The sequence below is a fragment of the Hahella sp. NBU794 genome (assembly GCF_050749805.1).
Taxonomy (GTDB): domain Bacteria; phylum Pseudomonadota; class Gammaproteobacteria; order Pseudomonadales; family Oleiphilaceae; genus Hahella.
Genome location: NZ_CP192738.1, coordinates 6,102,783 through 6,128,710, shown reverse-complemented (window position 1 = coordinate 6,128,710; position 25,928 = coordinate 6,102,783). Strand labels below are relative to the sequence as shown.

The 25,928-nt window shown below is 53.7% G+C and carries 28 protein-coding genes; 24 read left to right on the top strand and 4 right to left on the bottom strand.

Features of this window, described 5'->3' with window-relative positions; translation table 11 throughout:
* Nucleotides 1-60 precede the first annotated feature (60 nt).
* The 7 genes from pdxA to ACQYWX_RS26730 all read left to right on the top strand — a co-directional run bounded on the left by pdxA (nucleotide 61) and on the right by ACQYWX_RS26730 (nucleotide 5,258).
* A complete protein-coding gene (pdxA, locus tag ACQYWX_RS26760; RefSeq protein ID WP_431686966.1) occupies nucleotides 61-1,065 on the top strand; it encodes a 4-hydroxythreonine-4-phosphate dehydrogenase PdxA in 1,005 nt (334 codons plus the stop codon).
* Nucleotides 1,052-1,873, top strand: a complete 822-nt coding sequence (gene rsmA / locus ACQYWX_RS26755) for a 16S rRNA (adenine(1518)-N(6)/adenine(1519)-N(6))-dimethyltransferase RsmA (RefSeq protein ID WP_431686965.1) — start codon at nucleotides 1,052-1,054, stop codon at nucleotides 1,871-1,873. The genes pdxA and rsmA overlap by 14 nt, the downstream gene beginning before the upstream one ends.
* A 48-nt stretch (nucleotides 1,874-1,921) precedes the next feature.
* Nucleotides 1,922-2,305: a Co2+/Mg2+ efflux protein ApaG gene (gene apaG, locus ACQYWX_RS26750; RefSeq protein WP_431686964.1), complete on the top strand. Its 384-nt coding sequence runs from the start codon at nucleotides 1,922-1,924 to the stop codon at nucleotides 2,303-2,305.
* A 59-nt stretch (nucleotides 2,306-2,364) separates the two neighbouring features.
* The gene (locus tag ACQYWX_RS26745) at nucleotides 2,365-3,168 is read left to right on the top strand and encodes a symmetrical bis(5'-nucleosyl)-tetraphosphatase (RefSeq protein ID WP_431686963.1); all 804 of its coding nucleotides are present in this window, start codon (nucleotides 2,365-2,367) and stop codon (nucleotides 3,166-3,168) included.
* Complete coding sequence (locus tag ACQYWX_RS26740; RefSeq protein ID WP_431686962.1) at nucleotides 3,161-3,574, top strand: DUF423 domain-containing protein; 414 nt, start codon at nucleotides 3,161-3,163, stop codon at nucleotides 3,572-3,574. The genes ACQYWX_RS26745 and ACQYWX_RS26740 overlap by 8 nt, the downstream gene beginning before the upstream one ends.
* Nucleotides 3,575-3,648: 74 nt before the next feature.
* Nucleotides 3,649-4,236 carry a nucleoid occlusion factor SlmA gene (slmA, locus tag ACQYWX_RS26735; protein ID WP_011399804.1) on the top strand — a complete coding sequence of 196 codons (588 nt, stop codon included), beginning with the start codon at nucleotides 3,649-3,651 and terminating at the stop codon, nucleotides 4,234-4,236.
* A gap of 182 nt (nucleotides 4,237-4,418) precedes the next feature.
* Nucleotides 4,419-5,258, top strand: coding sequence for a substrate-binding periplasmic protein (locus tag ACQYWX_RS26730; RefSeq protein ID WP_431686961.1), 840 nt, complete (start codon nucleotides 4,419-4,421; stop codon nucleotides 5,256-5,258).
* Between the two features lie 10 nt (nucleotides 5,259-5,268).
* Here the strand turns inward: ACQYWX_RS26730 and ACQYWX_RS26725 are convergent, their stop codons facing one another.
* Both ACQYWX_RS26725 and ACQYWX_RS26720 read right to left on the bottom strand, forming a co-directional pair.
* Entirely contained in the window at nucleotides 5,269-6,078 is an 810-nt protein-coding gene (locus ACQYWX_RS26725; RefSeq protein WP_431686960.1) for an inositol monophosphatase family protein, read from the bottom strand.
* A 66-nt stretch (nucleotides 6,079-6,144) separates the two neighbouring features.
* Nucleotides 6,145-6,990, bottom strand: coding sequence for a prephenate dehydratase (locus ACQYWX_RS26720; protein ID WP_431686959.1), 846 nt, complete (start codon nucleotides 6,988-6,990; stop codon nucleotides 6,145-6,147).
* Nucleotides 6,991-7,261: 271 nt separating this feature from the next.
* Here ACQYWX_RS26720 and ACQYWX_RS26715 point away from each other — a divergent pair, with 271 nt between their 5' ends.
* The 4 genes from ACQYWX_RS26715 to ACQYWX_RS26700 all read left to right on the top strand — a co-directional run bounded on the left by ACQYWX_RS26715 (nucleotide 7,262) and on the right by ACQYWX_RS26700 (nucleotide 11,187).
* Entirely contained in the window at nucleotides 7,262-7,957 is a 696-nt protein-coding gene (locus tag ACQYWX_RS26715; protein ID WP_431686958.1) for a VWA domain-containing protein, read from the top strand.
* 66 nt (nucleotides 7,958-8,023) lie between these two features.
* Nucleotides 8,024-8,776, top strand: a complete 753-nt coding sequence (locus tag ACQYWX_RS26710; RefSeq protein ID WP_431686957.1) for a molecular chaperone DnaJ — start codon at nucleotides 8,024-8,026, stop codon at nucleotides 8,774-8,776.
* Nucleotides 8,777-8,815: 39 nt separating this feature from the next.
* Nucleotides 8,816-9,475, top strand: coding sequence for a YceH family protein (locus tag ACQYWX_RS26705; protein ID WP_431686956.1), 660 nt, complete (start codon nucleotides 8,816-8,818; stop codon nucleotides 9,473-9,475).
* 587 nt (nucleotides 9,476-10,062) lie between these two features.
* Nucleotides 10,063-11,187, top strand: coding sequence for a 3-deoxy-7-phosphoheptulonate synthase (locus ACQYWX_RS26700; protein ID WP_253938413.1), 1,125 nt, complete (start codon nucleotides 10,063-10,065; stop codon nucleotides 11,185-11,187).
* A 126-nt stretch (nucleotides 11,188-11,313) separates the two neighbouring features.
* Here ACQYWX_RS26700 and ACQYWX_RS26695 read toward each other — a convergent pair whose 3' ends face one another.
* Nucleotides 11,314-11,949 (bottom strand): LysE family translocator, encoded by a 636-nt coding sequence (locus ACQYWX_RS26695; protein ID WP_279506137.1) that lies wholly within the window; start codon nucleotides 11,947-11,949, stop codon nucleotides 11,314-11,316.
* A gap of 101 nt (nucleotides 11,950-12,050) precedes the next feature.
* A complete protein-coding gene (locus ACQYWX_RS26690; RefSeq protein ID WP_216737641.1) occupies nucleotides 12,051-12,683 on the bottom strand; it encodes a trimeric intracellular cation channel family protein in 633 nt (210 codons plus the stop codon).
* A gap of 178 nt (nucleotides 12,684-12,861) precedes the next feature.
* On the opposite strand from ACQYWX_RS26690, the gene ACQYWX_RS26685 reads away from it, so the two are divergent.
* The 13 genes from ACQYWX_RS26685 (at nucleotide 12,862) to ACQYWX_RS26625 (ending at nucleotide 25,861) form a co-directional block, all read left to right on the top strand.
* A complete protein-coding gene (locus ACQYWX_RS26685) occupies nucleotides 12,862-13,590 on the top strand; it encodes a response regulator (protein WP_431686955.1) in 729 nt (242 codons plus the stop codon).
* Nucleotides 13,580-15,061 carry an ATP-binding protein gene (locus ACQYWX_RS26680; protein WP_216737639.1) on the top strand — a complete coding sequence of 494 codons (1,482 nt, stop codon included), beginning with the start codon at nucleotides 13,580-13,582 and terminating at the stop codon, nucleotides 15,059-15,061. The genes ACQYWX_RS26685 and ACQYWX_RS26680 overlap by 11 nt, the downstream gene beginning before the upstream one ends.
* A 241-nt stretch (nucleotides 15,062-15,302) precedes the next feature.
* Nucleotides 15,303-16,559 carry an ABC transporter substrate-binding protein gene (locus ACQYWX_RS26675; RefSeq protein ID WP_216737638.1) on the top strand — a complete coding sequence of 419 codons (1,257 nt, stop codon included), beginning with the start codon at nucleotides 15,303-15,305 and terminating at the stop codon, nucleotides 16,557-16,559.
* Nucleotides 16,560-16,655: 96 nt separating this feature from the next.
* On the top strand, nucleotides 16,656-17,576 hold the full coding sequence (locus ACQYWX_RS26670) for a carbohydrate ABC transporter permease (protein WP_253938412.1): 921 nt from the start codon (nucleotides 16,656-16,658) through the stop codon (nucleotides 17,574-17,576).
* On the top strand, nucleotides 17,569-18,450 hold the full coding sequence (locus ACQYWX_RS26665) for a carbohydrate ABC transporter permease (protein WP_431686954.1): 882 nt from the start codon (nucleotides 17,569-17,571) through the stop codon (nucleotides 18,448-18,450). The genes ACQYWX_RS26670 and ACQYWX_RS26665 overlap by 8 nt, the downstream gene beginning before the upstream one ends.
* 52 nt (nucleotides 18,451-18,502) lie before the next feature.
* Nucleotides 18,503-19,621: an ABC transporter ATP-binding protein gene (locus ACQYWX_RS26660; protein ID WP_216737635.1), complete on the top strand. Its 1,119-nt coding sequence runs from the start codon at nucleotides 18,503-18,505 to the stop codon at nucleotides 19,619-19,621.
* A 154-nt stretch (nucleotides 19,622-19,775) separates the two neighbouring features.
* Nucleotides 19,776-20,630 carry a helix-turn-helix domain-containing protein gene (locus ACQYWX_RS26655; protein WP_431686953.1) on the top strand — a complete coding sequence of 285 codons (855 nt, stop codon included), beginning with the start codon at nucleotides 19,776-19,778 and terminating at the stop codon, nucleotides 20,628-20,630.
* Between the two features lie 99 nt (nucleotides 20,631-20,729).
* Complete coding sequence (locus ACQYWX_RS26650; RefSeq protein ID WP_431686952.1) at nucleotides 20,730-21,701, top strand: carbohydrate kinase family protein; 972 nt, start codon at nucleotides 20,730-20,732, stop codon at nucleotides 21,699-21,701.
* Nucleotides 21,698-22,903: an AGE family epimerase/isomerase gene (locus tag ACQYWX_RS26645; protein WP_431686951.1), complete on the top strand. Its 1,206-nt coding sequence runs from the start codon at nucleotides 21,698-21,700 to the stop codon at nucleotides 22,901-22,903. Before ACQYWX_RS26650 ends, ACQYWX_RS26645 begins: the two co-directional genes overlap by 4 nt.
* 399 nt (nucleotides 22,904-23,302) lie before the next feature.
* Nucleotides 23,303-24,163 (top strand): helix-turn-helix domain-containing protein, encoded by an 861-nt coding sequence (locus ACQYWX_RS26640; protein ID WP_431686950.1) that lies wholly within the window; start codon nucleotides 23,303-23,305, stop codon nucleotides 24,161-24,163.
* Nucleotides 24,164-24,263: 100 nt separating this feature from the next.
* Nucleotides 24,264-24,749 carry a CesT family type III secretion system chaperone gene (locus ACQYWX_RS26635; protein ID WP_431686949.1) on the top strand — a complete coding sequence of 162 codons (486 nt, stop codon included), beginning with the start codon at nucleotides 24,264-24,266 and terminating at the stop codon, nucleotides 24,747-24,749.
* Nucleotides 24,750-24,761: 12 nt separating this feature from the next.
* Nucleotides 24,762-25,487 carry a hypothetical protein gene (locus ACQYWX_RS26630; protein ID WP_431686948.1) on the top strand — a complete coding sequence of 242 codons (726 nt, stop codon included), beginning with the start codon at nucleotides 24,762-24,764 and terminating at the stop codon, nucleotides 25,485-25,487.
* 5 nt (nucleotides 25,488-25,492) lie between these two features.
* A complete protein-coding gene (locus tag ACQYWX_RS26625) occupies nucleotides 25,493-25,861 on the top strand; it encodes a hypothetical protein (RefSeq protein ID WP_431686947.1) in 369 nt (122 codons plus the stop codon).
* Nucleotides 25,862-25,928 lie beyond the last annotated feature (67 nt).

Below are 25,928 nucleotides of genomic sequence, written 5' to 3'. Positions count from 1 at the left end.
TGACCCTGCGCTTCCTCTCCCAGGGAGGCGCTACTGACGGCGACGGACAGGAGCCAGACGTTGAAAATAGCGATCACCCCGGGAGAACCGGCGGGCATCGGACCGGATATCTGCGTCGCCCTGGCGCAAAAGAGCTGGCCGGCCGATTTGGTGTTTGTGTGCGACCCGGAAGTGCTGCTCAAGCGGGCTGAAAGCCTGGGGCTGCCGCTGCAAGTGGCCATCTATTCGCCGGGGGATGATAGTCCGCCTCATGCTCGTCAGCCGGGATCTGCGCTGGTGGCGCCCGTCTCTTGCGGCGCGCCAGTGACTCAAGGCGAACTGAATCCCGCCAACTCCCAATATGTATTGAATACCTTGCGTCGGGCCATTACTGGCTGTCTGCAGCGGGAATTCGACGCCATGGTCACTGCGCCGGTGCACAAGGGTGTAATCAATGACGCGGGCGTCGCCTTTTCTGGACACACCGAGTACTTGCAGCAGCTCAGCAATGTGTCGCAAGTAGTGATGATGCTGGCCTCGGATGCGATGAAAGTGGCGCTGGTCACAACCCATCTGCCATTGTCGCAGGTCGCCCGCAGCATTACGGACGAACGCCTGGAGCGGGTGATCACTGTCCTGCACAAAGATCTGCGATACAAGTTCGGCATTGCTGATCCGCGCATCATCGTGGCGGGCCTTAATCCCCATGCGGGCGAGGGCGGCCATATGGGGCGAGAGGAAATTGACATTATCCAGCCAGCGCTGGAGCGGTTACGCAGCCAGGGGATGAACCTCATTGGCCCGTTGCCGGCGGACACCCTGTTTACGCCGAAAGTCCTGGAGACGGGTGACGCCGTGCTGGCCATGTATCACGATCAGGGTTTACCGGTGTTGAAGTACCAGGGCTTCGGGCGCGCCGCGAACATTACACTGGGCCTGCCCTTTATCCGTACCTCCGTTGATCACGGCACTGCGCTGGATCTCGCCGGGACGGGTAAGGCGGACGGCGGCAGTCTGGAAACCGCTTTGGAATACGCAATTAATATGGTTGAGCGCAGTCGGGGAAACATTCATGGGAAGGCATAACGAGAACATCGGGCATCAGGCGCGTAAGCGTTTTGGGCAGAACTTCCTGCATGATCGGGGGGTCATTGATCGCATCGTGCGGTCCATCAATCCCAAGCCGGATCAGAATCTGGTGGAAATCGGGCCGGGGCTGGGCGCCTTGACGGAAGAGCTGCTGAAGAGCGGCGGTTCCGTGACGGCGGTGGAGCTGGACCGGGACCTGACGCCCATTCTGCGTACAAAGTTTTTTAATTATCCGCAGTTCAATGTTATTGAGGCCGATGCGCTGAAATTCGACTTCACGCAACTGGCCACGCCGAAACGGCCAATGCGCCTGGTCGGCAATCTGCCGTACAACATTTCCACGCCGCTGATTTTCCATCTGCTGACTTTTCGTGGGTTAGTGCAGGATATGTACTTCATGCTGCAGAAGGAAGTGGTGGATCGTCTGGCTGCGAAGCCTGGCGAGGACGCATACGGACGTCTGGGCGTCATGGCGCAGTATTACTGCAAAGTGGAGTCTTTGTTTAACGTTGGTCCAGGCGCCTTTCAGCCTGCGCCCAAAGTCTGGTCGGCTATCGTCAGATTGACGCCTTACACGGAGCCGCCCTTGGTCTGCAAGGATGTCGCGACGCTGACCTCGGTGGTGCGTCAGGCGTTCGCGATGCGCCGTAAGACCCTGCGCAATACGCTCAAGCAGTTGATTACCGTAGACGCGCTGCAATCGCTGGACATTGACCCACAACTCCGGCCGGAACGACTGGGTTTGCCTGAGTTTGTGAGAATCGCGGACTATGTATATGATCACCCGCTGGAAAACGAATCATAAGAATATCAGCGCCAGCGTGTAATCCGCTGAGCATAAGGGACCAGGCAGATGAGTGAGACGTCTTTGTACGATATTCGGGTAACTGTGCGCACGCAGTTTATCGCGTCACAATCCGACCCGGACAATAACCGCTTTGTGTTCGCCTACCACATCACTATCCTTAATGAAGGCGCGAGTGCGGCGCAGCTGTTGCGGCGGCGTTGGCTGATCATTGATGGCGACAACAAGGAGCAGGAAGTCACCGGTGACGGCGTGGTGGGACAGCAGCCGGTGATTCAACCGGGCGCGAGCTATGAATATTCCAGCGGCTGTGTACTGGATACGGAAGTTGGCGCGATGGAAGGGCATTACGAGATGCTGGCTGACGATGGTCATCTGTTCAACGCGGAGATTCCCCGCTTTATACTCGCCGCGCCCCGCGTTCTGCATTAGGCGCTCTTGCGCCGATCAACGGGCTTCCTTAAACAACGGCACAGATGTGACTCCTGGTTATGGCGACTTATGCAATCGGAGACATACAGGGCTGTTTTGAGCCCTTACAACGCTTACTGGATAAATTGAGCTTTGATCCTGCAGTGGATTCGCTCTGGTTTGCCGGGGATCTGATCAACCGGGGGCCGCAGTCTCTGGAATGTCTGCGTTACATTAAAAGCCTGGGCGACAGCGCGCTTAGCGTGCTTGGCAATCACGACCTGCATGCTCTGGCGGTGTATTACGGCGGTGAAAAGGTAAAACGCAAAGATACCTTTCAAAGTATTCTGCAAGCGCCGGACTGTGAAGAGCTGATGCAATGGTTGTTACGTCATCCGCTCGCCTACTATGACTCCGACCGTAATATCTTCATGAGCCATGCTGGCTTGCCGCCGCAATGGGACGTCTCCCAGGCGTTAACCTTGGCGGAGGAATTGCAGCAGGCGTTACGCGGCCCTGACGCTAAATCCTACTTTCAAAATATGTACGGCAATGAACCGGCCTGCTGGCGGGATGACCTGACTGGGCTGGAGCGCTTGCGTTGTATTACCAACTATTTCACGCGCATGCGCTTTCTGGATGCAGACGGCGGTCTTGAGTTCAAGCACAAAGAAAAGATTGAAACCGCCCCGCCGGGGTATGCGCCCTGGTTCAGCTATCCAAGACAAGACGACACGACGATTCTGTTTGGTCATTGGGCGGCGTTGCAAGGACATACCGGACGGGCCCGGTTTGTGGCGTTGGACACGGGGTGCGTATGGGGAGGAACCTTGCGCGCCGTCAATCTGGATACAATGGAAATGATCGAGGTGGCGCATGCGTGAGGAAGATAAACATGGCGGCTCGGGTATTCTGGCGGCCGGCCTGATTCTGATGGGGCTGTCAGTGGCCATGGGCGCAGTCGGCGCGCATTTGGTCGCGCATTTTCATCCAGAGGCGACAGGCAGTTTTGAAACAGCTGTGCGCTACCACTCGCTCCATGCGATGGGACTGATCATTCTGGCGCTGTCACGGGGATTTTGGTCGCGTAAGGCTTATGGTATTGTGGCGGCCTTTTTCGTCGCAGGGCTTGTTTTGTTCTGTGGCGGACTGTACGCCAAGACTTTATTGCAGTTCAGTTTCCCCAATGGATTCATACCCACCGGAGGCATGGCCTTTATTCTGGGATGGCTGATTTGGGGAGCTGAAGCGATACGCCTGAAATGGGGCAGGCGTGAGCGGGCGTTATAAGGGAACCAACGCACCGCGCTATCTAGATCCGTAGTTTGGTTGTGTTGTATTTGACCAAGGAGAACCTGGGAAAAATGAGTAAAGATCGGAACAATCGTAAAGAACAAATTCTGCAATGCCTCGCGCAAATGCTGCAGGACGAGCCGGGGGAGCGCATTACCACGGCCAAGCTGGCGAAGACAGTCGGCGTTTCGGAAGCCGCTTTGTATCGGCACTTCCCCAGTAAAGGGAGGATGTTCGAGGGATTGTTTGAGTTTATTGAAGAGAGCATTTTTTCCCGCATCAAGCTGATCCGTTCTGAGGAAATCAGCACCGCCCAGAAAATCAATAAATCTGTCTTGTTGTGCCTGACCTTCGCACAACGCAATCCCGGCATGTGCCGCCTGTTGCTCGGCGATGCGCTGCAAGGAGAAAAAGATAAATTGCGCGCTCGCGCAGCCTCTTTCTTCGAACGTTTGGAAACCGAGTTTCGCAGTATGCTGCGGGATGGGGACGTGCTGCATGGTCAACGCACCCAGTTGACTCAACTAGACAGCGCACAACTCTTTCTGAGTCTGATCGAAGGGAACATGCATCGCTTTATCCGTTCCGGCTTCCGCATCGATCCACTGCAAGGCTGGGATGAGCACTGGGGTTTTATCTCCCAACACCTGTTCGTTTGAAAGCAGCTATTCTTTTAACTATGTTAAAGTGAGCCCGAAGCGCTCCTATTGTTCGTTTGTAGTACAAACGGGTTATGGATTACTTTGGGCTGGACTGAGACTATTGTACAAGAATGTAATGGGCTGCGTGGTACACTCTCCCGCCATAAGTACAACCAAATACAGGTTTTTGGAAATCGCCAGTGACGGGTTTTTATCGATTGCACGCTGCATTATGCAGCGTGTTTGCTTTGTGGTTGGGATTCGCCGGACCGGCGATGGGTGCGGAAGCGCCTGCTGAAAAGGATAAAATGGTCCGCATCGCCACCGGTGAATGGCTGCCTTACGTCAGTGAGACTCAGCCATACTGGGGCGCTTTGGGTCACATCATCACGACCGCTTTTAACCGCGCGGGTTATCAGGTGAAGTTTCAGAATTTTCCCTGGGCGAGGGGGTACCAGCTGGTCAAGGATGGCGTTTGGGATGCGACCATGCCTTACTATTGCTCACCGGATCGCGAGCAGGAATTCTATTGCAGCAATCCTTTGGTTAGTGGCGAGCAGGTGTTCTTTCACCTGAAAGAGGTGCCTGTTCAGTGGGAGAAGCTCTCTGATCTGAAAGGATATTCAATCGGCGCTACACTAGGCTATTACTATGGAGAGGCTTTTGAAAAGTCGGAGAGTAGCGGCGAACTGATGGTGAAACGTATCGCCAGTGATGAAAAAAACATGCAATTGCTGCTGATGGGGCGCATTAAGCTGTTTCCTCAAGATAAAGAAGTCGGTTACAGCACGGTTCGTCACATGTACCCGCATCAGAAAGAGTTACTGACCCACCACCCCAGACCAATTCACACTAAAACCCTGCACCTTATTTTTCCGCGAGATAACCCCGCCAGTCCTGAGCTATTGAAAGTCTTCAACAAACAGTTGGGCGAGTTAAAGCGAGAGGGTATTTGGGATCAGTACATGCGCGCCATGCGTGACGGGGATTACGAGAAACCCGCTGGTGGGGCTGAGCCGCCAGCGGGCAAAGAACATTAAAGCAGACGGTTTACAGGGTTTTTAGCAGAATGTCCGCTAAAGGCTGATACAACGCAGGGCTGGCGATGAGCAAATCCTTGCTGTTTAATTCTTCTGGCATGCCTTCCGGCGCCACTGTCAAATTGCCGCAACTTGCGCCCGCTTCCTGGGCGATCAGGCGCGCTGCTGCGCAGTCCCAAGGGCTGACGGTTTCGTAGTAAGCGTCCAGACGTCCCATGGCCACCCAACAGATATCCAGCGCCGCCGAGCCGATACGGCGAATATCCTGGCACTCCATCATCACCGCCTGCAATCGTTGAATCAGCTCCGGCAATCGACTTTTATCGTAAGGAAAGCCGGTTGCCACCAGCGCTTGTCGCAAATTGGTGGCGCCGCTGACCTGGATCGGCTTGTGATTGCGCAGCGAATACTGGCCGCGCATGGCGTGAAAGGCTTCTTTCTGAAACGGACAGTGCACCACGCCGATTTGCGCTTCGCCTCTTTCAAAATAGGCGATGGATACCGCCACCTGATAATGGCCGTGGGCGAAATTGACGGTGCCGTCGATGGGGTCGATGACCCACAATGGGCCGTTGAGGTCGCCGACTTTGCTTATGTCGGACATATTCTCTTCCGACAAAATGGCGTGATCCGGATAGTTGGCGCGGATGCGTTTGTGTATCAGCTCATCGACTTTCAGGTCAACGGAAGTCACCAGCTCCTGGTGATTTTTGAAGCTGGTTTCATATTCTGCGTTGCGCTGCTCTTTTTCCATTAACTCGCCGGCCTGCAACGCCAGATCCACCGCGAACGTTGAAATGTCGTGTAGGGAATGTGTCATGTGTTCAATCACCTTGATAAGAGTAATGGATGGCCCGTCGCGCAGGCGAGCGCCGGGCCGGGAGCGTTAGTCGTGAAAGCTGCGGCTGGCGCGCATGGAGTGAGCCCGATATGTGCCCAGCATGCGAATATCCTCGGCGAAGAAAGTCAGCTCTTCCAAGGCCAGCTTCATGTTCGGCGAGTCGATGTGTCCCTCAATGTCCACATGGAACTGACTGGCGTTCAAAGTGCCGCCCGGCATGTAGCTCTCCAGTTTCACCAGATTGACGCCGTTGGTGGCGAACCCGCCCAGGGCCTTGTACAACGCGGCGGGAATATTGCGCACCCGGAAGAGCAGGGAGGTGATGTACTTCACTCCTGGCTCAAGGGGAGGGAGTCTGTTTTCGTGGGACAGGATAATAAAGCGAGTGGTATTGCCGGTTTTATCCTGAAAATTCTCTTTCAGAATCTCCAGCCCGTACAGCTCAGCCGCCAGGCTGGACGCGATGGCGGCTTTAGTTTTATCGCCGCTCTGGCTGACTTCCAGGGCTGCGCCGGCGGTATCCAGCGTGGCGACTGGGTTCAGTCCCAGCTCGCGAACGTGATCGGCGCATTGCGCCAGCGCCTGGGGATGTGAGCCGACAACGCACAGATCTTGCAGGCGCGCCCCAGGAAGCGCCATGAGGCAGTGGTTTACGGCTTCGAAGTGCTCTTCCTGAATATGCAGGCTCATTTGTGGAATCAAGCGGTAAATCTCCTCCACGCGTCCTGCGGTGGAGTTTTCCAGAGGGATCATCGCCAGTTCCGCTTTGCCTTGCTCCACTTCTTCCATGGCTGCGCGAAATGAGCCGCAAGCCCGCGCTTCGCGATCGGGAAATACTTGCTTACACGCCAGATGGGAGTAAGCGCCCTCATGACCTTGATAGACAATCACCTTGAACCTCGTAACTATGTGCCGGACGAAAAGCGCGACGCTGCGTGCTCAGACTGACTCTGACTGCGCAGGCCTGGGGCGTCGCCGGGTGCGTTGGCGCTTGGAAATAGAAAAGCATGTACTCTAAGGACTTCCCGTCCAGTTTTCTAATAGTTTGTGGGTGAAGCGTCCAGGATAACATTAATTTTGCCGTTGGCGTCGCCGCTTAAGCGCTTAACCTGCAATACTTTTTAGTATATTTAACAGAGAATCGGTTTGCGGAGGCAATGAGATGAATAAAACGCCAGCGAGACCGAATGCGCCGCCAGCAAGCAAACAGGCGACCCAGCACTTTCTGCAAAAGGTCAAAACGACGCCCTTGGCGCACGCTCATGGGAGCGGCCGTCTTATATTCGCAGTCGACGCCACGATGAGCCGTCAGCGGCTCTGGGATCAGGCGAGTCATCTGCAGGCGGAAATGTTTCTTAGCGTCGGAAACGCGACGGGGCTGCAGGTACAGTTTGTCTATTATCGAGGACTCAAAGAGTTTAATTGTTCTGATTGGGTGACAGACGCAAATGCCTTGGTGCGGGCGATGACCTCCGTATATTGTATGGCGGGCCAAACACAGATTGGCCGAGTGCTGGCGCACGGAAAGTCCGAGTCTTTAAAACGCAAAGTTCAGGCATTGGTGTTTGTCGGCGATGCGTTAGAAGAAGATGCTTCCGGATTATTGAGACAAGCGGGGGAGCTTGGCATTATCGGCGCGCCGATCTTTATGTTTCAGGAAGGCTGTGATGCGGGCGTGGAAGCAGTGTACAAAGATATCGCCAGACTCTCCGGCGGCGCTTGGTGTCGATTTGACGAAGGTAGCGCAGAACAGCTAAAGGAGCTGCTCGGCGCTGTTGCCGAGTATGTGCGTGGCGGCCTGCCTGCATTGGAGGCCTACAGTCGTCGAGGCGGCCCTCGTTTGCTGGAATTGAGGTGACAACTCCCCGGGCCGAAAATAGATACCAAAACGCCCTGACATGGCGGCGATAATAAGGAAAGAGAAGTGCAACTGATATTGGGGTTCTTGCTGGCTTTAATTTTTTTCTGGCTGCTGCAGCATGTATTTCAGGCTCCGCCGGAAAAAAGAAAGAAAAATCTGACCTATCTCGCACTGGGTATTGGCGGAGTCGTTATTCTATTGCTGGTGGTGACTGGCCGGTTGAATTTTATCGCGGCTTTGTTTGCGGCGCTCCTGTTGCTGTTCAAACGTCTTCCATCCGTCTTGCAGTGGTTGCCCCTGCTGCGCAAACTTTTCAACGCCGGACGTGACTCTGTGGCGGGAGGCGATGGGCAATCCAGCATCGAAACCAGCCTGCTGCGCATGACGCTGGATCACCGCAGCGGCAAGATGGATGGAGACGTCCTGGCGGGCCGTTACTCCGGGCGGAACCTGCAAGCGATGGACGTAAGCAGCTTGGCGACTCTCTACCGCTCAGCAGTGAGAGATTATCAAGACTCCATTGAGATTCTGGAGACCTATTTTGAACGAGTCTATGGCGTGCATTGGCGGACCCAGTTCTCCGTGGACGATGTGGATAACGTACCAACCCATGATGAGGCCATGACGCTGGCTGACGCCAAAGACGTGCTTGGCCTGACGGATCATGATTTGAGTGAAGATGAGGTCGTGGAGGCGCATCGCCGATTGATGCAGAAGTTTCACCCTGATCGCGGCGGCAGTAATTATCTGGCGGCGAAAATCAATGAAGCCAAACGCATACTACTGGCCCATCTACGCAGCCAGGGATACCAATAATTTGAAATCAGTGGTCGATAACGGGTAAGGAGAGGGGAAATGAAAAAAGATCTGACATTGTATGAAACCCGTGTGGTCGGGGTGTTGCTGGAAAAAGAAATCACTACGCCGGACCAATATCCGTTGTCGTTGAATGCGCTGGTGAACGCCTGTAATCAGAAAAGCAACCGCCATCCGGTGCTGGAACTGGACGAAGCGACTGTCCGCCAGACTCTGGAAGCGTTGCAGCGTAAGGACCTGGTGAAAGGCAGCGGTTATGGAAGTCGGGTGGAGAAGTACCATCATCGTTTCTGTAACACAGAGTTTGGCGAACTTAAGCTGGATGCGCAGCAAGTCGCGGTGGTATGTGAACTCCTGCTCCGGGGCGCGCAAACGCCGGGAGAGCTGCGTTCGCGCGCCAGCAGAATGGCGGAGTTCACCGATGTCCTGGCTGTAGAGGCGACGCTGAAACGGCTACTGGAACACAAGCAGGGACCACTGGTCGCGATGTTGCCCCGTGAGCCGGGCAAGAGAGAGTCGCGTTACATGCACATGTTCAGCAGCGACATAGAGCCGGTAGAAGCGGCGACTCCTTCTGACTCTGGCAACATCTCCGCCTACAAGGCGAGGATTACGGATTTGGAGGCGCGTCTGGAGGCGCTGCAGGAGGAAAACGAGGCACTGAAGAAGAAGTTAAGGCAGTTGGGGCAGGTGGTGTAAGGCGTCGAAAGGGAGGCGTTATTGGCGCCTTCGAACTTTTTTCCCGTTTGCAGTTGCTTTTTGTTAAAACCGCAGGTTAGTATTTAGTCCATGAATACGCACAACACTCTCAACATTTTCAAATCTTTCTCCGGCAACGCAGCGGTTGCTGGCGTTCGTGCGTATTTTAGCGGTTGGCATTTTTGGTTTTATTTTTATAACCATCGTTAACGAGCCCCCGCATACTTAGGTTACAGGAAGGCGCGTTTAACGAAGCTGCCTTCCGGAAGAACTCTCAAAGAAGCTCCGAAGGCAAACGTCTCCGGGGCTTTTTTTATACCCTCGCGAGACTGGAAGCTGCGAATCAACAAGGTGTCGTTGGCAGTTGGATTGAAGCAAACAGGTAATCAACAGGGTAAGGTCATGACGGGTAATCAGTCGTATACTAAAGAGGACAGGGAACCGGCGCCGGCGCTTCAACATAGTGATGTGTGCGGTCGCTTTCTGCCTAGATGGTGGTGTCAGTCTCGATTTAGTTATTGATTTTAAAACTGAATCTTTAACTTACGAATCGAACGCAGACACAGAGTAATATCGGGAGAGAACCAATGAACCAGGCAGCGACAGTCAAAGAATCCGGCGTAAAGTCGATGGGAATCAAGGCAAGAGCAGTTATCGACGAGACATTGAAACATATGGAGCCACCAATACAGCCGATGGGCGATATCCTGCCCTCCGCCAATCAACTTCGGCACCGCTATCCCGTTAACGCGTACCTGGCCACACAGCTGGAGAATGCGCGGACAGCCATCAATAATATTGTGCACGGCGATGACCCGCGTCTGTTGGTCGTTGTCGGACCTTGCTCCGTACACGACACCGATGGCGTGCTGGAGTACGGTCGCCGCTTGGCTGAACTGAAGCCGCAATTGGACGACCGCATGCAAATCGTTATGCGCGCCTACGTAGAAAAGCCTCGCACTACCGTCGGCTGGAAAGGTCTGGTGTATGACCCTCTGCTGGACGGTTCTCACCATATGGCTTACGGCTTGGACAAAGCCAGAAGGCTGATGGTTGAACTGGCGCATCTCGGTCTGCCTTTGGCGACTGAGGCGTTGAGTCCGATTGTGTCGGACTACTTGCAGGATTTGGTGTCCTGGACAGCAATTGGCGCTCGCACCACAGAGAGTCAATTGCACAGAGAGATGGCCAGCGGCCTGACCTCCGCAGTCGGATTCAAGAACGGAACGGACGGCGGAGTGGAAGTGGCGATACAAGCCATGCAATCCAGCCGCTCTCCCCACTGTTACCCCACCTTGTCCACCTGCGGACGCCCCCAAATGCGCAAAACCCTCGGCAACCCCCACGTTCACTTAGTGTTGCGCGGCGGCAGAGGAAAACCTAACTATGATGAAGATAGCGTAAGAGAGTACAGTGAAGCGCTGGAAAAACACGGCCTTCCCGTGCGTTTGATGGTGGACTGCAGCCACGACAACAGCCGGAAAGATTTCCGTAACCAGTCCAAAGTGCTGAATGAAGTCGTGCGTCAGTTGAAAACAGGTAGCTCCACGGTCATGGGCGTCATGCTGGAAAGTTATCTGCAAGAAGGAACTCAGAAAGTACATCCTGACAGACCGCTGCAGTATGGCGTCTCAATCACGGATGGTTGCATTGGTTGGGATGAAACGGAGCGTTTGCTGACTGATCTGTATGGACAGTTGCCAGCCAAGTAAGAATCGGGAATTAAAAACTCTGTGTACGCCTTGGCGCTTAATAGTAGCGTCGAGGCCAGAGAGGCGAGATTTCCCGCTCGCCTTTCTGTGCTTCTTCTAGCGGACTTTAGGCAGTATTAATGCGCCTTAGTCCCGGGTCGCGGCGAACAGTCTGGCCGCGAGACCAAATAACACGACTCCCATCACTCGCTCAATCCAGTGTGAACAGCGCTGGAATACTCTGCGTACGCGCTCTCCAGAAAGGAAGAAACTGAAACCGCAGAACCACAGCGTAGTGGCCACGAACATCCAGCCGCCATAAATACCCTGAATCCACTTGGGCGTATCCGGGCTGATCACGACGGAAAACAAGGCGACAAAGAACAAAGTGGCTTTAGGGTTAAGCACGTTGGTTAAAAAGCCCAGACGAAACGCCTGCCATGCGGACTCACTAGGCAGTGTTTGTTGCAGCGGTTCGTCAGATGGCGCTTGAGGTTTGGCGCGCAAACACTGGAAGCCCACCCAGATTAAATAAGCGGCGCCAATCCACTTCAATACGTTGAAGGCGACCACGGACTGAGAAATCAGCAGGCCAATACCCAATAATGAATAAGTGATGTGTAGAAGTATGCCTGAGCCAATCCCCGTACTGGTCCATAATGCGGGTTTCAGTCCTCGACACAGGCTTTGGCGCATCACCACGGCGAAGTCCGGTCCGGGGCTGGCGACAGCCAATAGGTGGGCGAGGGCGACGGTAAGAAACTCAGTCCAGTACTCATGCATGGGCATACTCCTTGGATATTGAATGCGCTGGCGATCAGAAAAGCATAATCATACGCCGGAGCGGCGGATTCAAGCCTTTCTGAAGCCTGAGCATATTGAGCCTACTCCGGTTTGGGCGTTTCCTGTTCGTCTTCAGAAAAAAGAAACGCGGGCAAGCTGATATTGAAGTACACGCCGGCAAGCCGTGACGCCAGTGTGACCGCCATTCCTGACAACGCGGCGACATCCGAGTCTATGCTGAAGTAGCTCAAAGTCAGGTATAGAAATGAGCCGGCGATGGCTGGCGTAGCGTAGATTTCGCGATGGAAAATCAGCGGGATTTCGTTACAGATAATATCGCGTAAAACACCGCCTGCAACGCCAGTCATGATGCCCATCAACAGGCAAATTTCGAAGCTGTGGCCCAGCGCCTGCGCTTTTTGCGTGCCGGCGATCGTGAAAAAAGCCAGTCCAATGGCGTCGCAGACTTCCAGCATATGAAGAGGGATGCGTTTGAGCCTGACCAGTACGAACGTGGCGAGGGCGGAAATAATGCCCACGCCAAGATAGGTTGTGTTGGCGATCCAGACGACAGGGTGAGCGTTCAGCACGAGATCGCGCAGGGTGCCGCCGCCGAGACAGGTTACCAGGGCCACTACAAGCACGCCGAAAACGTCCAGTTTCTTGTGTCCGGCGACAAGCGCGCCGGAAATGGCGAATACAGCGATACCAAAGAAATCCAGAAACACGTACATGGAAGCTCCGCAAAGGGCTGGTTTGACGAAAAGAGCGCGAATTATACAGATTATGGCCAAAAAGTGAGTAATGACTGTCCGCAACTGAAGCATGCGACACAAGTACAATCACAACTGGGCCGGCGATAATTTTGTGTTATGATCGCGCTCAGTTTACGAGGTTAAGTTTTAAGCAGCGATGACCCACAAAAACAAGCATATAGTCGTTGTGGACGACGATTTGGAAATTCGGCAATTGCTGAGCCAGTATCTTTCCAAAAACGGTTTTGACGTATCTCCGGCTGAGGATGGCGAGACGCTATTCAGGCTGCTGGAGGGTGAGACGCCGGATCTGATTATTCTGGACATCATGCTGCCTGGCGATGATGGCTTTATTATCTGCCAGCGTCTGCGTAAGTCGTCCACGGTTCCCATCATCATGTTGACCGCTAATGCGGATGACACGGATCGTATCGTCGGTCTCGAAATGGGGGCAGACGACTATATTGCCAAACCTTTCAATCCTCGAGAGTTGCTGGCGCGGATGAAAGCGATCCTGCGTCGGGTGCAGCCCAAGCAGAGCGCGCCTTCCGGGCAACCCAAAATCTATCGTTTCGGCAATCTGGTGCTGGACACTACATCCCGCATGCTGGTGCAACCTAACGGCGACAAGAGCGCCATCAGCGGCGCCGACTACACTTTATTGTGTCTGTTTCTGGAAAAGGGCAATGAAGTGTTAAGCCGGGACGAAATTTCCGACGTGCTGCACGGGCGCGAGTGCTCGCCATTGGATCGTAGCATCGACGTGCATATGAGCCGGTTACGGCAGCGACTGGGCGATGACGCCAAAAACCCCACTCTTATCAAGACCGTGCGCGGCTCCGGTTATGTTTTAGCGGTTCCGGTTGAGCGCGAATATGGGGATTAAAAGAGGCGCTCGCCGAGGATTGGCGGGCTTGGCTCCGCGTTCTTTATTGTCGCGAATGGTGATTGTTCTGGTCATCGCCGTATTGGCTGCGCAGGCGCTGTCCAGCTTGATTTGGGTGGCGCAGATTAAGACCCGTAATCAGGAAAATGTGCTGAGTATGTCCAATCACTTGGCGTTCAGCATCGCTTCCACTGTGCGCTTCTTCAAATCCCTACCAGTGGAATACCGCCATATCGTCCTCGATCAGTTGCGGCGCATGGGCGGTTCGCGCTTTTTCGTCACCTTCAACAGTGAGTTGATCAATATCAGCCCGACGCAGGACACGGACCTGAAGCGCTGGGTGTTAGAGGAAGTGGACTCTGTCCTGCAACGAGAGCTGGGCCGTCAGGTAGAGATTATATCCGAGTTCTCTTTCGCCGAGTCCCTGCATGTTTTTAACAATGATATTCGTTTGCTGGATCTGCCGCCGGGATGGGGGCATCACAGCCTGTTGTTGCATCCGCAAAAGACCCCGATTCTGGTGGTGCAGATAGGATTGGAGAAAGACGAGTGGCTGTATCTGGCTACGCTGTTGCCCACGCCAGACGGCCTAATTGAAGGCGATTATCTGCCCGCTGAGCGCCTCTGGTTCATGGGGATCACGGTGATACTGGTGGTGCTGTCGCTGTTTGTCGTAGTGCGCTGGCTGACGCGACCATTGAAGTTGCTATCGCGGGCGGCGGACGAATTAGGCAAGGACATTGAGCGGCCTCCGTTGCCGGAGGAGGGCAGCACGGAAGTTGTGGCGGCGGCGCGCACCTTTAACGCCATGCAAGAACGCATTCAGCGTTATATTCAGGATCGGGAAACGCTGTTCTCAGCCATCTCCCATGACCTTAAAACGCCGATTACCCGTCTGCGACTACGGGCGGAAATGCTCGACGACGATCAGCTGCGCGGCAAGTTCATACAGGATCTGGAAGACCTGGATCACATGGTGCATGGCGCCTTGCAGTGCGTCAAAGACACCACTGTCCATGAAAATCCGGTGAATATCGATCTACACTATTTATTGCAGCAAATTTGCGAAGGCGCGGATCTGCAGCGCAAGAAAGTAGTGCTGACCGGTGTGCTGGAGCAGCCGTTCTGGGGCAAGCCGCTGGCGCTCAAGCGAGCATTCAGCAACATCATTGATAATGCGCTGTTCTACGGGCATCAGGCGGAAGTATTTCTGGAAGATGTGAATGAAGGCGTGCACGTAGCAGTGCGGGATTTTGGTCCGGGGGTTCCGGAAATGGAGCAGGATCGCATTTTCGAACCTTACGTAAGGTTAGAAAAGTCCCGCAATCGTAACACGGGCGGATCTGGCCTGGGACTGAGCATCGCCCGCAATATTATCCATGCTCACGGCGGCAGGCTGAAGGTCAGAAACCATGAGCAGGGCGGCTTTGTCGTGGAAGTCTGGCTGCCCAGGCAGTATCAGGAAGTCTGAGTCTGGCCCGGTGCCCGCCAATGGCCGCTTAATTGTGGTCGTTGGGAACCTGCAAGGTTTTTAAGGTTTTGTTACATTAGGTTGCTCTATCTTACCCCGCCCCCGTATTTCCCCCCCTATACTGAGTGAACCTTTGAGCGTAATCAGAGGATTTCAGCCTTCCTAAAATATCCCATCAGGGATTGTTCAATCGGGAATGGCGAACCTTTTATTTAAACAACAATAAACAGTAGGTTTGGTCATGAAACGAATTAAAAAAGCTCTTGCTCCTATCGTTCTTTCTGGCATCGCAGCAGCAACTTCAGCACAGGCGGGCGAAGTTGAGGTTCTCCACTGGTGGACCTCCGGCGGTGAAGCGGCGTCTGTCGCCGTATTGAAAGGCTTGTTGGAGAAAGAAGGGCACACCTGGAAAGACTTTGCGGTTGCCGGGGGTGGCGGGGAAAGCGCCATGACCGTTCTGAAATCACGAGCCGTATCAGGAAACCCACCTGCAGCAGCCCAGATCAAAGGGCTGGATATCCAAGAGTGGGCGAACCTCGGTCTGTTGGCGAACCTGGACTCCGTCGCCAAAGCCGGGAACTGGGACAAACTGCTCCCAGACGTCGTTTCCAACGTCATGAAATACGAAAACCACTACGTTGCTGTTCCGGTAAACGTGCACCGGGTGAACTGGCTGTGGGCCAACCCAGACGTGTTCCGTAAAGCGGGCGTAGGCATCCCAACCACTTGGGAAGAATTCCCTGCAGCGGCTGACGCCATTCAGAAAGCTGGCTTCATTCCGCTGGCGCACGGTGGTCAGGCATGGCAGGACGCTACTCTGTTCGAAGCCATCGCTTTGGGCATGGGCGGCAGCGAGTTCTACAACAAAGCCTTTGTTAAGCACGACGCTGATACGCTGAAGAGCGAGAAGATGGTTAAGATCTTCGAAACCTTCAAGAGCATGCGTAAATACATCGACAAAGATGCAGCCGGTCGTGACTGGAACATCGCCACTTCCATGGTCATCAACGGTAAAGCCGCGATGCAGGTAATGGGCGACTGGGCCAAAGGCGAATTCACCGCAGCGGGTAAAAAGCCAGGCGTTGACTACATGTGTCTGCCTGCTCCCGGCACTTCCGGTCAGTTCACGTTTAACATCGACAGCTTCGCCATGTTCAAACTGAACAATGACGACAACGTGAAAGCACAGAACGCTATGGCGCGTCTGATCATGGAGCCGACTTTCCAGGAAACCTTTAACCTGAACAAAGGCTCTATCCCAGTACGTAGCGGCATGGCTCGCGACAAGTTCGACAGCTGCGCGGAAGCATCTATGGACGCTTTCAACGCCGCCGCTTCTACTGGCGATCTGGTGCCCAGTATGGCGCATGGCATGTCCACCACGTCCTATATCCAGGGCGCTATCTATGACGTCGTCACCAACTTCTTCAATGACGACAGTCAGTCCGCTAAAGAAGCGGTCAACAAGCTGGCGCAGGCTGTAAAAGCAGCAATGTAATCGGCTTAGCGCGCGCGAACAGATCAGTTCGCGCGCGCAACCCCCATCTCTATCCTAAACTTGCCTTTAACGAGGGGAACCATGAGGGCGATATCCATGGGCGCACACGATCGTCCCGAAGCAACTGCAAAAGCGAAAGGCGGTCTGGCCTGGTTGGAGCGCTGGCTGCCAAAAATGGTGCTGGCTCCGACGTTCGTCATGATGCTGGTCTTTATCTATGGCTACATCATCTGGACGGCGGTCCTGTCGATGACCAATTCGCGTTTTCTGCCGTCATATGACTTTGTCGGCCTGCTTCAATTCGAAAAGCTGTTTGAAAACGACCGTTGGCTGGTGGCTTGCACCAACCTGGGTATTTTTGGTGGACTGTTCATTCTGGTCTGCCTGGTTCTGGGGGTGACCCTGGCGATACTGCTGGACCAGAAGATTCGTCAGGAAGGCGCGATCCGTACGGTCTATCTGTATCCTATGGCGTTGTCCTTCATCGTTACTGGTACGGCCTGGAAGTGGATGCTGAATCCTGGACTGGGTCTGGAAAAAGTGGTGCGGGATCTAGGGTTTGAAAGCTTTAGCTTCGACTGGATTGTCGACCCGAATATGGCCATTTATACGCTGGTGATCGCCGCCGTATGGCAGTCATCTGGATTTGTGATGGCGATGTTCCTGGCGGGGCTGCGCGGTATCGATAATTCCATTATTCAAGCGGCTCAAATCGACGGCGCCACGCTGCCGAAAATCTATCGTCGCATTATTCTGCCGAGTCTGCGTCCGGTGTTTTTCAGCGCCTTTATCATTCTGTCTCACATTGCTATCAAGAGTTTCGACTTGGTGGCGGCGATGACAGGCGGCGGCCCTGGCTATTCTACTGACTTGCCGGCGACCTTTATGTACGCGCACTCATTCACCCGCAGCCAGATTGGCTTGGGCGCGGCGAGCGCAATGCTGATGTTGGGCGGCGTGTTGGCCATCCTAATTCCCTATCTGTACTCAGAATTGAGAGGGTCGCGTAATGGTTAATCAGACTGCGCAATCATCCATGAACTGGAGTCGTATTAATCGCGGGCTTATCTACGCCGTGTTGCTGACCGCAGCGCTGTTTTACCTGCTGCCCCTGGTCGTTATGGTGTTGACCTCGTTCAAAACAATGGACGACATCCGTAGCGGCAACCTGATTTCCTGGCCGACCGAGTTTGTCTTTGACGCTTGGTCCAAAGCCTGGAGCACCGCCTGTACAGGCGTTCGCTGTGAAGGGGTGGAAGGATACTTCTGGAACTCCGTGCAAATCGTTGTGCCGGCGGTTCTGATCTCCACATTCCTGGGCGCTCTGAACGGTTATGTGTTCACTAAGTGGAAATTCCGCGGAAGCGAGCTGTTGTTCGGCCTACTGTTGTTCGGATGCTTTATTCCGTTCCAGGTAGTGTTGCTGCCTATGGCGCAGACCTTGGGGTTGTTGGGCCTGGCTAACTCCACTGCTGGTTTGGTGTTTGTGCACATTGTCTACGGTATGGCGTTTACGACCCTGTTTTTCCGTAACTTCTACATCAATATTCCGGGTGAGCTGGTTAAAGCGGCGCAGCTGGACGGGGCAGGTTTCTTCACTATTTTCTGGCGTATCCTGCTGCCGATTTCCGGCCCGATCATTGTGGTGACCATTATCTGGCAGACCACGCAGATCTGGAACGACTTCTTGTTCGGCGTGGTCTACGGCAGCGGCGATACTCAGCCGATTACCGTTGCACTGAACAACCTGGTGAACACCTCCACTGGCGTGAAGGAATATAACGTGCACATGGCGGCGGCGATTATCGCGGGTCTGCCCACACTATTGGTTTACGTACTGGCCGGCAAATACTTCGTCAGAGGACTGACCGCCGGGTCTGTGAAAGGCTAGGCGCGCCGCCGCCTTTCACACAAGAACAAAGACAGTTTCGAGGTTAATTTAAATGGCTGCATTAGAAATTCAAAACGTTCGTAAGACCTACGGCGGTAAAACGGAAGTCCTCAAAGGCATTAACATCAGCATCGAGAAGGGCGAGTTTTTGATCCTTGTCGGTCCGTCCGGCTGTGGCAAGTCCACGCTGATGAACAGCATCGCAGGACTGGAGGAGATCACCGACGGCGCTATTTTGATCGGTGGCGAAGACGTGTCCGGTCGTAGCCCGAAAGATCGCGACATCGCCATGGTGTTCCAAAGCTATGCGCTGTATCCAAGCATGAACGTACGCGACAACATCTCGTTCGGTTTGGAAATGCGCAAGGTGCCAAAAGACGAGCGCACGGCTGAAGTAGAGCGTGTGGCGAAAATGCTGCAAATTGAGCATTTGCTGGACCGCAAGCCTTCCCAGCTTTCCGGCGGTCAGCGTCAGCGTGTGGCCATGGGGCGGGCGTTGGCGCGTAAACCCAAGATTTATCTGTTCGACGAACCGCTGAGTAACCTGGACGCCAAGTTGCGGGTGGAAATGCGGACGGAAATCAAAAAGCTGCACCAGAATCTGGGCACCACCATCGTTTACGTGACGCACGACCAAATCGAGGCGATGACCCTGGCGGACCGCATCGCGGTCATGAAAGACGGCATCGTGCAGCAATTCGGCACCCCGCAAGAGATCTATGACGAGCCCGCCAACATTTTCGTTGCCGGTTTCATGGGCTCTCCCGCGATGAACTTCATTCCGGTGCAGATCCAAAACGAAGGCGGCGGCCTGGTGGCGAAAGTCACTACCCGTGACGGTCGCACTTACAGTCTGCCTCTGGGCGAGCGCGGAGCCTGCCTGACTAACTACGTCGGCAAGCAGGTGACTCTGGGTCTGCGTCCTGAAAGGGTGACTCAGGTGAATCCGCATGAAGTGGAGAGAGCCGATGTTATGGTGCTGGAGGCTGAGATCGATATGGTTGAGCCTACCGGACCGGACACCGTTATGCACATTCATCTGAACGGCACGGAAGTGAGCTGTCGTGTAGCGCCTGACAGCGCGGGCAAGCTGGGTGAAAAGATGAACCTGATGCTCGACCTGTCCAAAGCCGTTTTCTTCGATATCGAGAGCCAGGCCCGTATCGGCTAGAGCTTTTAGCCCGGAGCCTCTGCTGCGAATCAGACCCGGGCGTTTTTGCGTTCACTAAAAAATATCAAGCTCATGGCGCGCGCTGAGGCTTTGCCTCGGCGACTGCGCCCCGGGCATGCCTTTACCTGAATAAAAATAATTAGGAGGTGAAGCGATGATTGGTCAATCCTATGGCCGAGAAAGCCATCCCTACGGGTTTGAGCTGGAAGGCGAACGCCACCAGCCGGAAGCTATGGCGGCTGCGCATCAGCACTGCCATCTGGAGATTCTTATTCTGACCCGCGGCAGTGTTGAGATGCTGTATGGTCAACAGACGATGAAACTGTTCGCCGGAGACCTTTTATGTTATTCCGCGTTGCACTTTCATCAGTTTGGCGCTGTGAGCGATGACGCCGTGGCGTACAGCTTTAGGCTCCCACTATTCGCCTTGTTCAATCTGCAACTTTCCTGTGGCGTGAAACAGCAACTGTTTCATGGCGTTCCCTGTCGCGCGCGGTGCGCTGGATTGGTGGACGATACTATGTTGGCGCGATGGGTGGCGGAACTGCGGTTACGTGACCCCGCCCTGGATGACCTCATTCTGGATGAAATAACGCTGTTGTTGCGGCGACTGTTCAAGGACGCCTGTTACACCCCGCCTGACCAACAGATTCCAGGCGTTTCGGGGCTCAAAGTCAGCCAGCATATTCCTGTGATGCTGCAGTTCATCAATGACAATTATCATGCGTCTATTAGCGTTTGCGATGTAGCGGACCATGTGGGGCTGCACAAGAACTTCGCCATGACGCTGTTCAAGAAGACCCTGGGAATGTCGATTCTAGAGTATCTGACCGCGCTGCGGGTGCATCACGCCCGACGTATGTTGCAATACACTGGGGAGCAGGTGACTCAGATCGCATACGCCAGTGGTTTTTCCTCCGTGACGCGGTTTTACGAAGTGTTTGCGAAATACTTTAGCGAGTCGCCGCAAAAGTATCGGAAAAGTTGCGCTTTGGTAGGAGACGACTGAGAGGAAGACGTGTATAACCAGGGCATTTTCGGCGATAAATCTGTCGCCGACTTCGACTTATAATGTTTAGCCCCGGAATGAGTTAGCGGATTGGTAACTATGAGCACTGTCGTTTGTTTTGGTGAAGCCCTCATTGATTTTCTGAATATCGGACAGGATGAGGAAGCCCCTCTACGCCTGCGCAAATTTAAACAGTTTCCTGGCGGCGCACCGGCCAATGTGGCGGTAGCCATCGCCAAGCTGGGAGGCGACGCCAGGTTTGCGGGACAAGTGGGAGAAGATGAGTTTGGCCGTTTTCTGGCTCATGCGCTGCAAGCCTATGGCGTGGACACCAGCCAGCTGCTGTTTCATCCGACGGCGAAAACCGCCCTGGCGTTCGTGATGCTGGACGACTCGGGCGAGCGTACGTTTTCTTTTTATCGAGATGGCTCCGCGGATATGGTTTTGCAGGCGGAGCAGGTCGCTCCGGCTTGGTTTGCGGGCGCTTCCGTCTTTCATTATTGCTCTAACACCCTCACGACGCCCTCGATCGCCGCCGTCACTGAGAGCGCGCTGCAAAGAGCCAAAGACGCCGGCTGCGTCATCAGCTTTGACGTGAATCTGCGCCATAATCTGTGGGCGTCGGGACATGCGGATAAAGAAGTGATCATTCGTTTGGCGGCCTCTTCCCACTTATTAAAGCTGTCTCTGGATGAGCTGGAGTATCTCGCTGCAGGCGCTGATTCCGAGGCGCTTTGCCAGAGCTGGCTGCAACAGGGAGTGAAGTTGATCCTGGTGACGGACGGCGGCAAGCCTATTCGTTATGTCTCCCCCGCGTTTTCCGGAGAGGAGGCGACACCGCCAGTGAAGGCGGTGGACACCACGGCGGCGGGGGATTCGTTCATGGGCGCTATATTGTTTGGGTTGTCGAAATGCGGCGACCAGGCGGCGCTGCTCAATTCACAATCACAGGTCGCCGCGCTGGTGCGTTTTGCTTCCCAGTGCGGCGCATTAACGGTAAGTCGGCAAGGGGCTTTTCCTGCGTTGCCTGACTGGTCTGAAGTCAGTCGTTTTTGGGAGCTGAGTGAATGAATTTCAGAAGCAGGGATTTTTTAACTGCGCACAGCCGCGAGATATTGGATTTTTATCTACGCGCGGGCCGTGACGAGCGGGGCGGCTATTTTCAAAACTATTATGACGATGGCCGCGTGTTTGCGCATGGCGACAAGCATCTGGTCAGCAGTTGTCGGATGACGTTCAACTTTTATCAGGCGCACCAGTTTTTGGACGCGCGCAACGAGGAAGAGCGGGCGCAATGGCTGGCCTGGGCCGAACACGGACTGGCTTATCTGCGTGAGGCGCACAAGCGTGCGGATGCGCCCGGTTATGTGTGGACCTTCAAGGACTACCAACCCGCAGACCAGCGGCAGTACTGCTATGGCTACGCCTTTCTGATTCTGGCGTTCGCCTCGGCGGTCAGCGCTGGAGAAGAGTCGGCGCGCGAGGATTTATATGCAGCCTGGGAGCTGATGGAAAAACACTTCTGGCAGCCGCAACAAGGGCTCTATGCGGATGAAATCAGCGCTGATTGGAGTCAGGTGTCGGACTATCGCGGTCAGAACGCCAATATGCACGCCTGTGAAGCGATGATCGCCGCCTATGAAGCCACCTCTGACTCGCGTTTTCTGGCCCGCGCCATTGAGCTGGCGGAGAAGGTGGTGTTGGCGCTAGGAGGAAAGTCTGACGGGCTGGTGTGGGAGCACTTTACCCAGGAACTGGATATCGATTGGGATTACAACAAAGACGACCCCAAGAATCTTTATAAGCCTTGGGGATTTCAGCCGGGCCATCAGACTGAATGGACCAAACTGCTATTGATGCTCGCCCGTCACAGCGATTTACCCTGGTTGACCGCTAAAGCGCGTGAGCTGTTTGATCGTGCTATGGAAGCCGCTTGGGATGATCGTCACGGCGGACTGTTTTACGGCTTTGCCCCAGACCAGAGTATTTGCGATGACGATAAATATTTCTGGGTGCAAGCGGAAAGCTTCGCAGCGGCGGCGTTGCTGGGCGAGGCGACAGGAGACGAAGGCTATTGGCGGTGGTATGAGCGTCTTTGGGAATATTCCTGGACGCATTTTGTCGACCATGATCATGGCGCCTGGTATCGAATTCTTAATGCGGATAACTCCAAAGTTACAGATAAGAAGAGTGAGGCTGGCGCGAAGTGTGACTATCACTCCTTGAATGCCTGTCTGGAGACATTGCGTGTGCTGCGCGCTTCGTCCATCTGACGGAATAGTCAGAAATATAGGTAATATTTATTTCTTTTTTTGAAATGTGAATGTCAAAAAGGCCGCTTTACCTGAGAAAGGGAAAAGCGGCTTTTTTATGCTTTTCATAAAGTATCAAACCAGTTGTTAGCTAAATACAGGATGCTTTGTTGTTTTTTTGTCCAAGCTGGCGTTAGAATGGAGCGCTGTAAAAATGAAGTAAAAAAACAACAAAAGCAAAAATGCCCCCAGCCGGAACGCAGTAAGCAAGAGATATTCAGGCAGATAGAATATTCGAGTCAGATTTTCTTGTGTGGAAAATTTATTCCAATTATTGGTTTTATGGAATATATTTGCTGTTCGTCTGACACTGCTGAGTAGTCTCGCTTATTCCTGAATAAAAATAACACGGGGAAAGCAATGAAAAGTCCTTCTATTCACGATAGGCATGACGCCAATACGCATACTGACGCCTCTGGACTGGTCAGTTTTCACTTTGGTGAGCCCGAGATCATGGGAGGCTCACATCAACACTGCCACCTTGAAATCAATATCCTTCTATCCGGCTCTATGAGGCTGAGTTACCTCGATCAGTTGTATGAGCTGGAAAGCGGCGACGTCATCTGTTTTTCCGCATTACACCGGCATCAGCTGGTTTCGGCGGACAAGAACGCCTTGCTGCTGCAGCTACGCCTGCCTTTGTTTCTACTCACGGATATGTGCGCGAATGAAATGTTCAAACATTTGCTGATTCGCGGGACGCCTTATCGCGCTAATGCAACGGGCTTGCTATCCCTTGATGCGGTAGAGCGTTGGGTGCAGGAGCTGCGGTGTCTGGATGGACCGCTGCAGGATTTGGTGCTGGACGAGATCACCCTGTTTCTACGCCGCATGATCATGCGTAATCCATGTAAATCCGGGCAAGGCGGCTGTGGTGAATATCGCAGCCGGCACTTGCACCATGCGCATTGCATGGTGGAGTTTATTAATGGCAACTATCGAACGCCCATCACGATTGCTGATGTGGCGGACGGAGTCGGACTGCACAAGAATTTCGCCATGAGCGTGTTCAAGAAAGCGGTGGGAATGTCCGTACTGGAGTATCTGACTGACTTACGAGTGAATCATGCCCGCCGATTGTTGCTGTACTCTCAGGACCAGGTGATTGAGATCGCTTTCGCCAGCGGATTTTCCTCCGTCACTCGGTTTTATGAGGTCTTCGCCAAATACTTTAACGAATCGCCGCTCAAGTATCGCAAGCAACACGCAGACCCAGGCTGAAACTATCGTCTGACATGGGTTACTCATGATATTGGGCGCAGGGATGGCTCGCGTCAGCCATCTCGCGCTCCTCATGAGAATACTGTGCGGGAGGGCGTGCATGCTTGAAGATATCAATGAAAAGCTTCGCTATGTAGGGGAGCGCAATAGCCTTAGTTGGCTGCAACTGGACGCTCAGGGTGTATGCGGAGCGCAGACTCAGACTGGAATCAAATGGCAGATAGAGTGGCCACAGGCCAGCCCCTGGCTGCTGTTCCTGGCGGAGTTGGATGAAGCGCCGGAACGGAACGACGATTTACTTTCTTTATACGAACTTTGTCAGACGCTGAACTTTCCTGGACCTGAGTGTCTTTTGGGCAGCGTTTCGATAAAACCCGGCGGTCGATTTTTTTACCTTCATTACCGGCATGAAATTGAGAACCTGCATGCGAACAAGCTGGAGGAACTACTCAATCAGTTTTTGGCGGATGCAGCGTTGGCGAGAGAGCGTATACAAACCGTTAAGCGCGGCCAAACCGGCGCCGGAGAAAGTGGTCTGAGCCGGTCGCGTGAGGCCCCGCCTATGCAAATATATATGAATGTATAGGTTTGCCGGGTCATGGATGCAATCAATGCTAATCGAGGACATCAGGTCTCAGCCTATGAGCGCCAGGATGTTGATAAATCTTTCTCTGGAAGTACTTCTCCCCTGGCTGGATCAAGCCCAAAACCCGTCGCACCTGAAGCGCCTGTCGTTAATTCCCAAGCAGCTGGCGCTTCTGGAGAAGCGCTGAGGACGAGCCAGCCCAGTGAAACAAGAAGTGTTGAAGCTCATAACGCTGGCTTTGGAAGTGTTTCGAATGAAAGCGATTATAGTCAGGTCATTAGCGGTTTAATTGAGGACAGTAATAAAAAGTTTCCGTTAACTGAAATAAACGCAAGGATAATACTGGATAAGTTTGTGCCAGAAGGCTTTGTTCCGGAAGCTGTCGCAGGACCTGGAGGCAAAGGAGCTGATTTGGTTACGAAAGGACCGGATGGAGAGGTTTTCAAAATCGAGAATAAATGCACCGCCTCCGCACGTGGTTTTGACAAGGAAATTTCTCATGCCGCACAGAATCAAGCCGAGGGATGCCTGGTATTTGTTCAGGTTCCTGAAGGCACAGATGCTGCGCGATGGATGGGAAAATTTTGGGGGAATCGGCAGACTATTCTAAATAACCCTACGCCAGAAAATGTTCAAAAACTGGAGGTATATAAGAATACCGATATTGTTATCTATGACGACAAAGGAAGGGAACTATTGCCTCGACAGCCAATATTCAATCCGGATGGGAAAAGGTAGTTGATATGAGTGAAGTGTATTACTTGTTTAACAAAATAACGAAAGAGTGTGTTTGTCTTGGGAAGAAAACTGGCGACGATGGCTCCGAGTATACCGGCCCTGTCTGCTTTATTGGTGATAGCAGGTACTACTTGCCAATGAAGTACATGCACTTACTTGTCGAGCGTTTTAGAGGCTCCTCTCCCGCAGGGACCGTTTGTGAGGTGGCTGGGTCTGAGCTGTTCGACACGGCTTCTTATCTTGGTCCAGACGAAGACGTTATTGAAGTCGGGGGGGATAGAGATTTTGACCGTCCATTGGCGGCATACCTTCCTGAGCTGAAAGACTGTCGAGTCAAAGAAGAAATTAAAAGGAACGGCATACTGATTAATTAATTGGGACGCCTCAAACCAAGAATGGATAATGCGCCACCACAAGGTATGGAAGAGGATTTACGCCGTT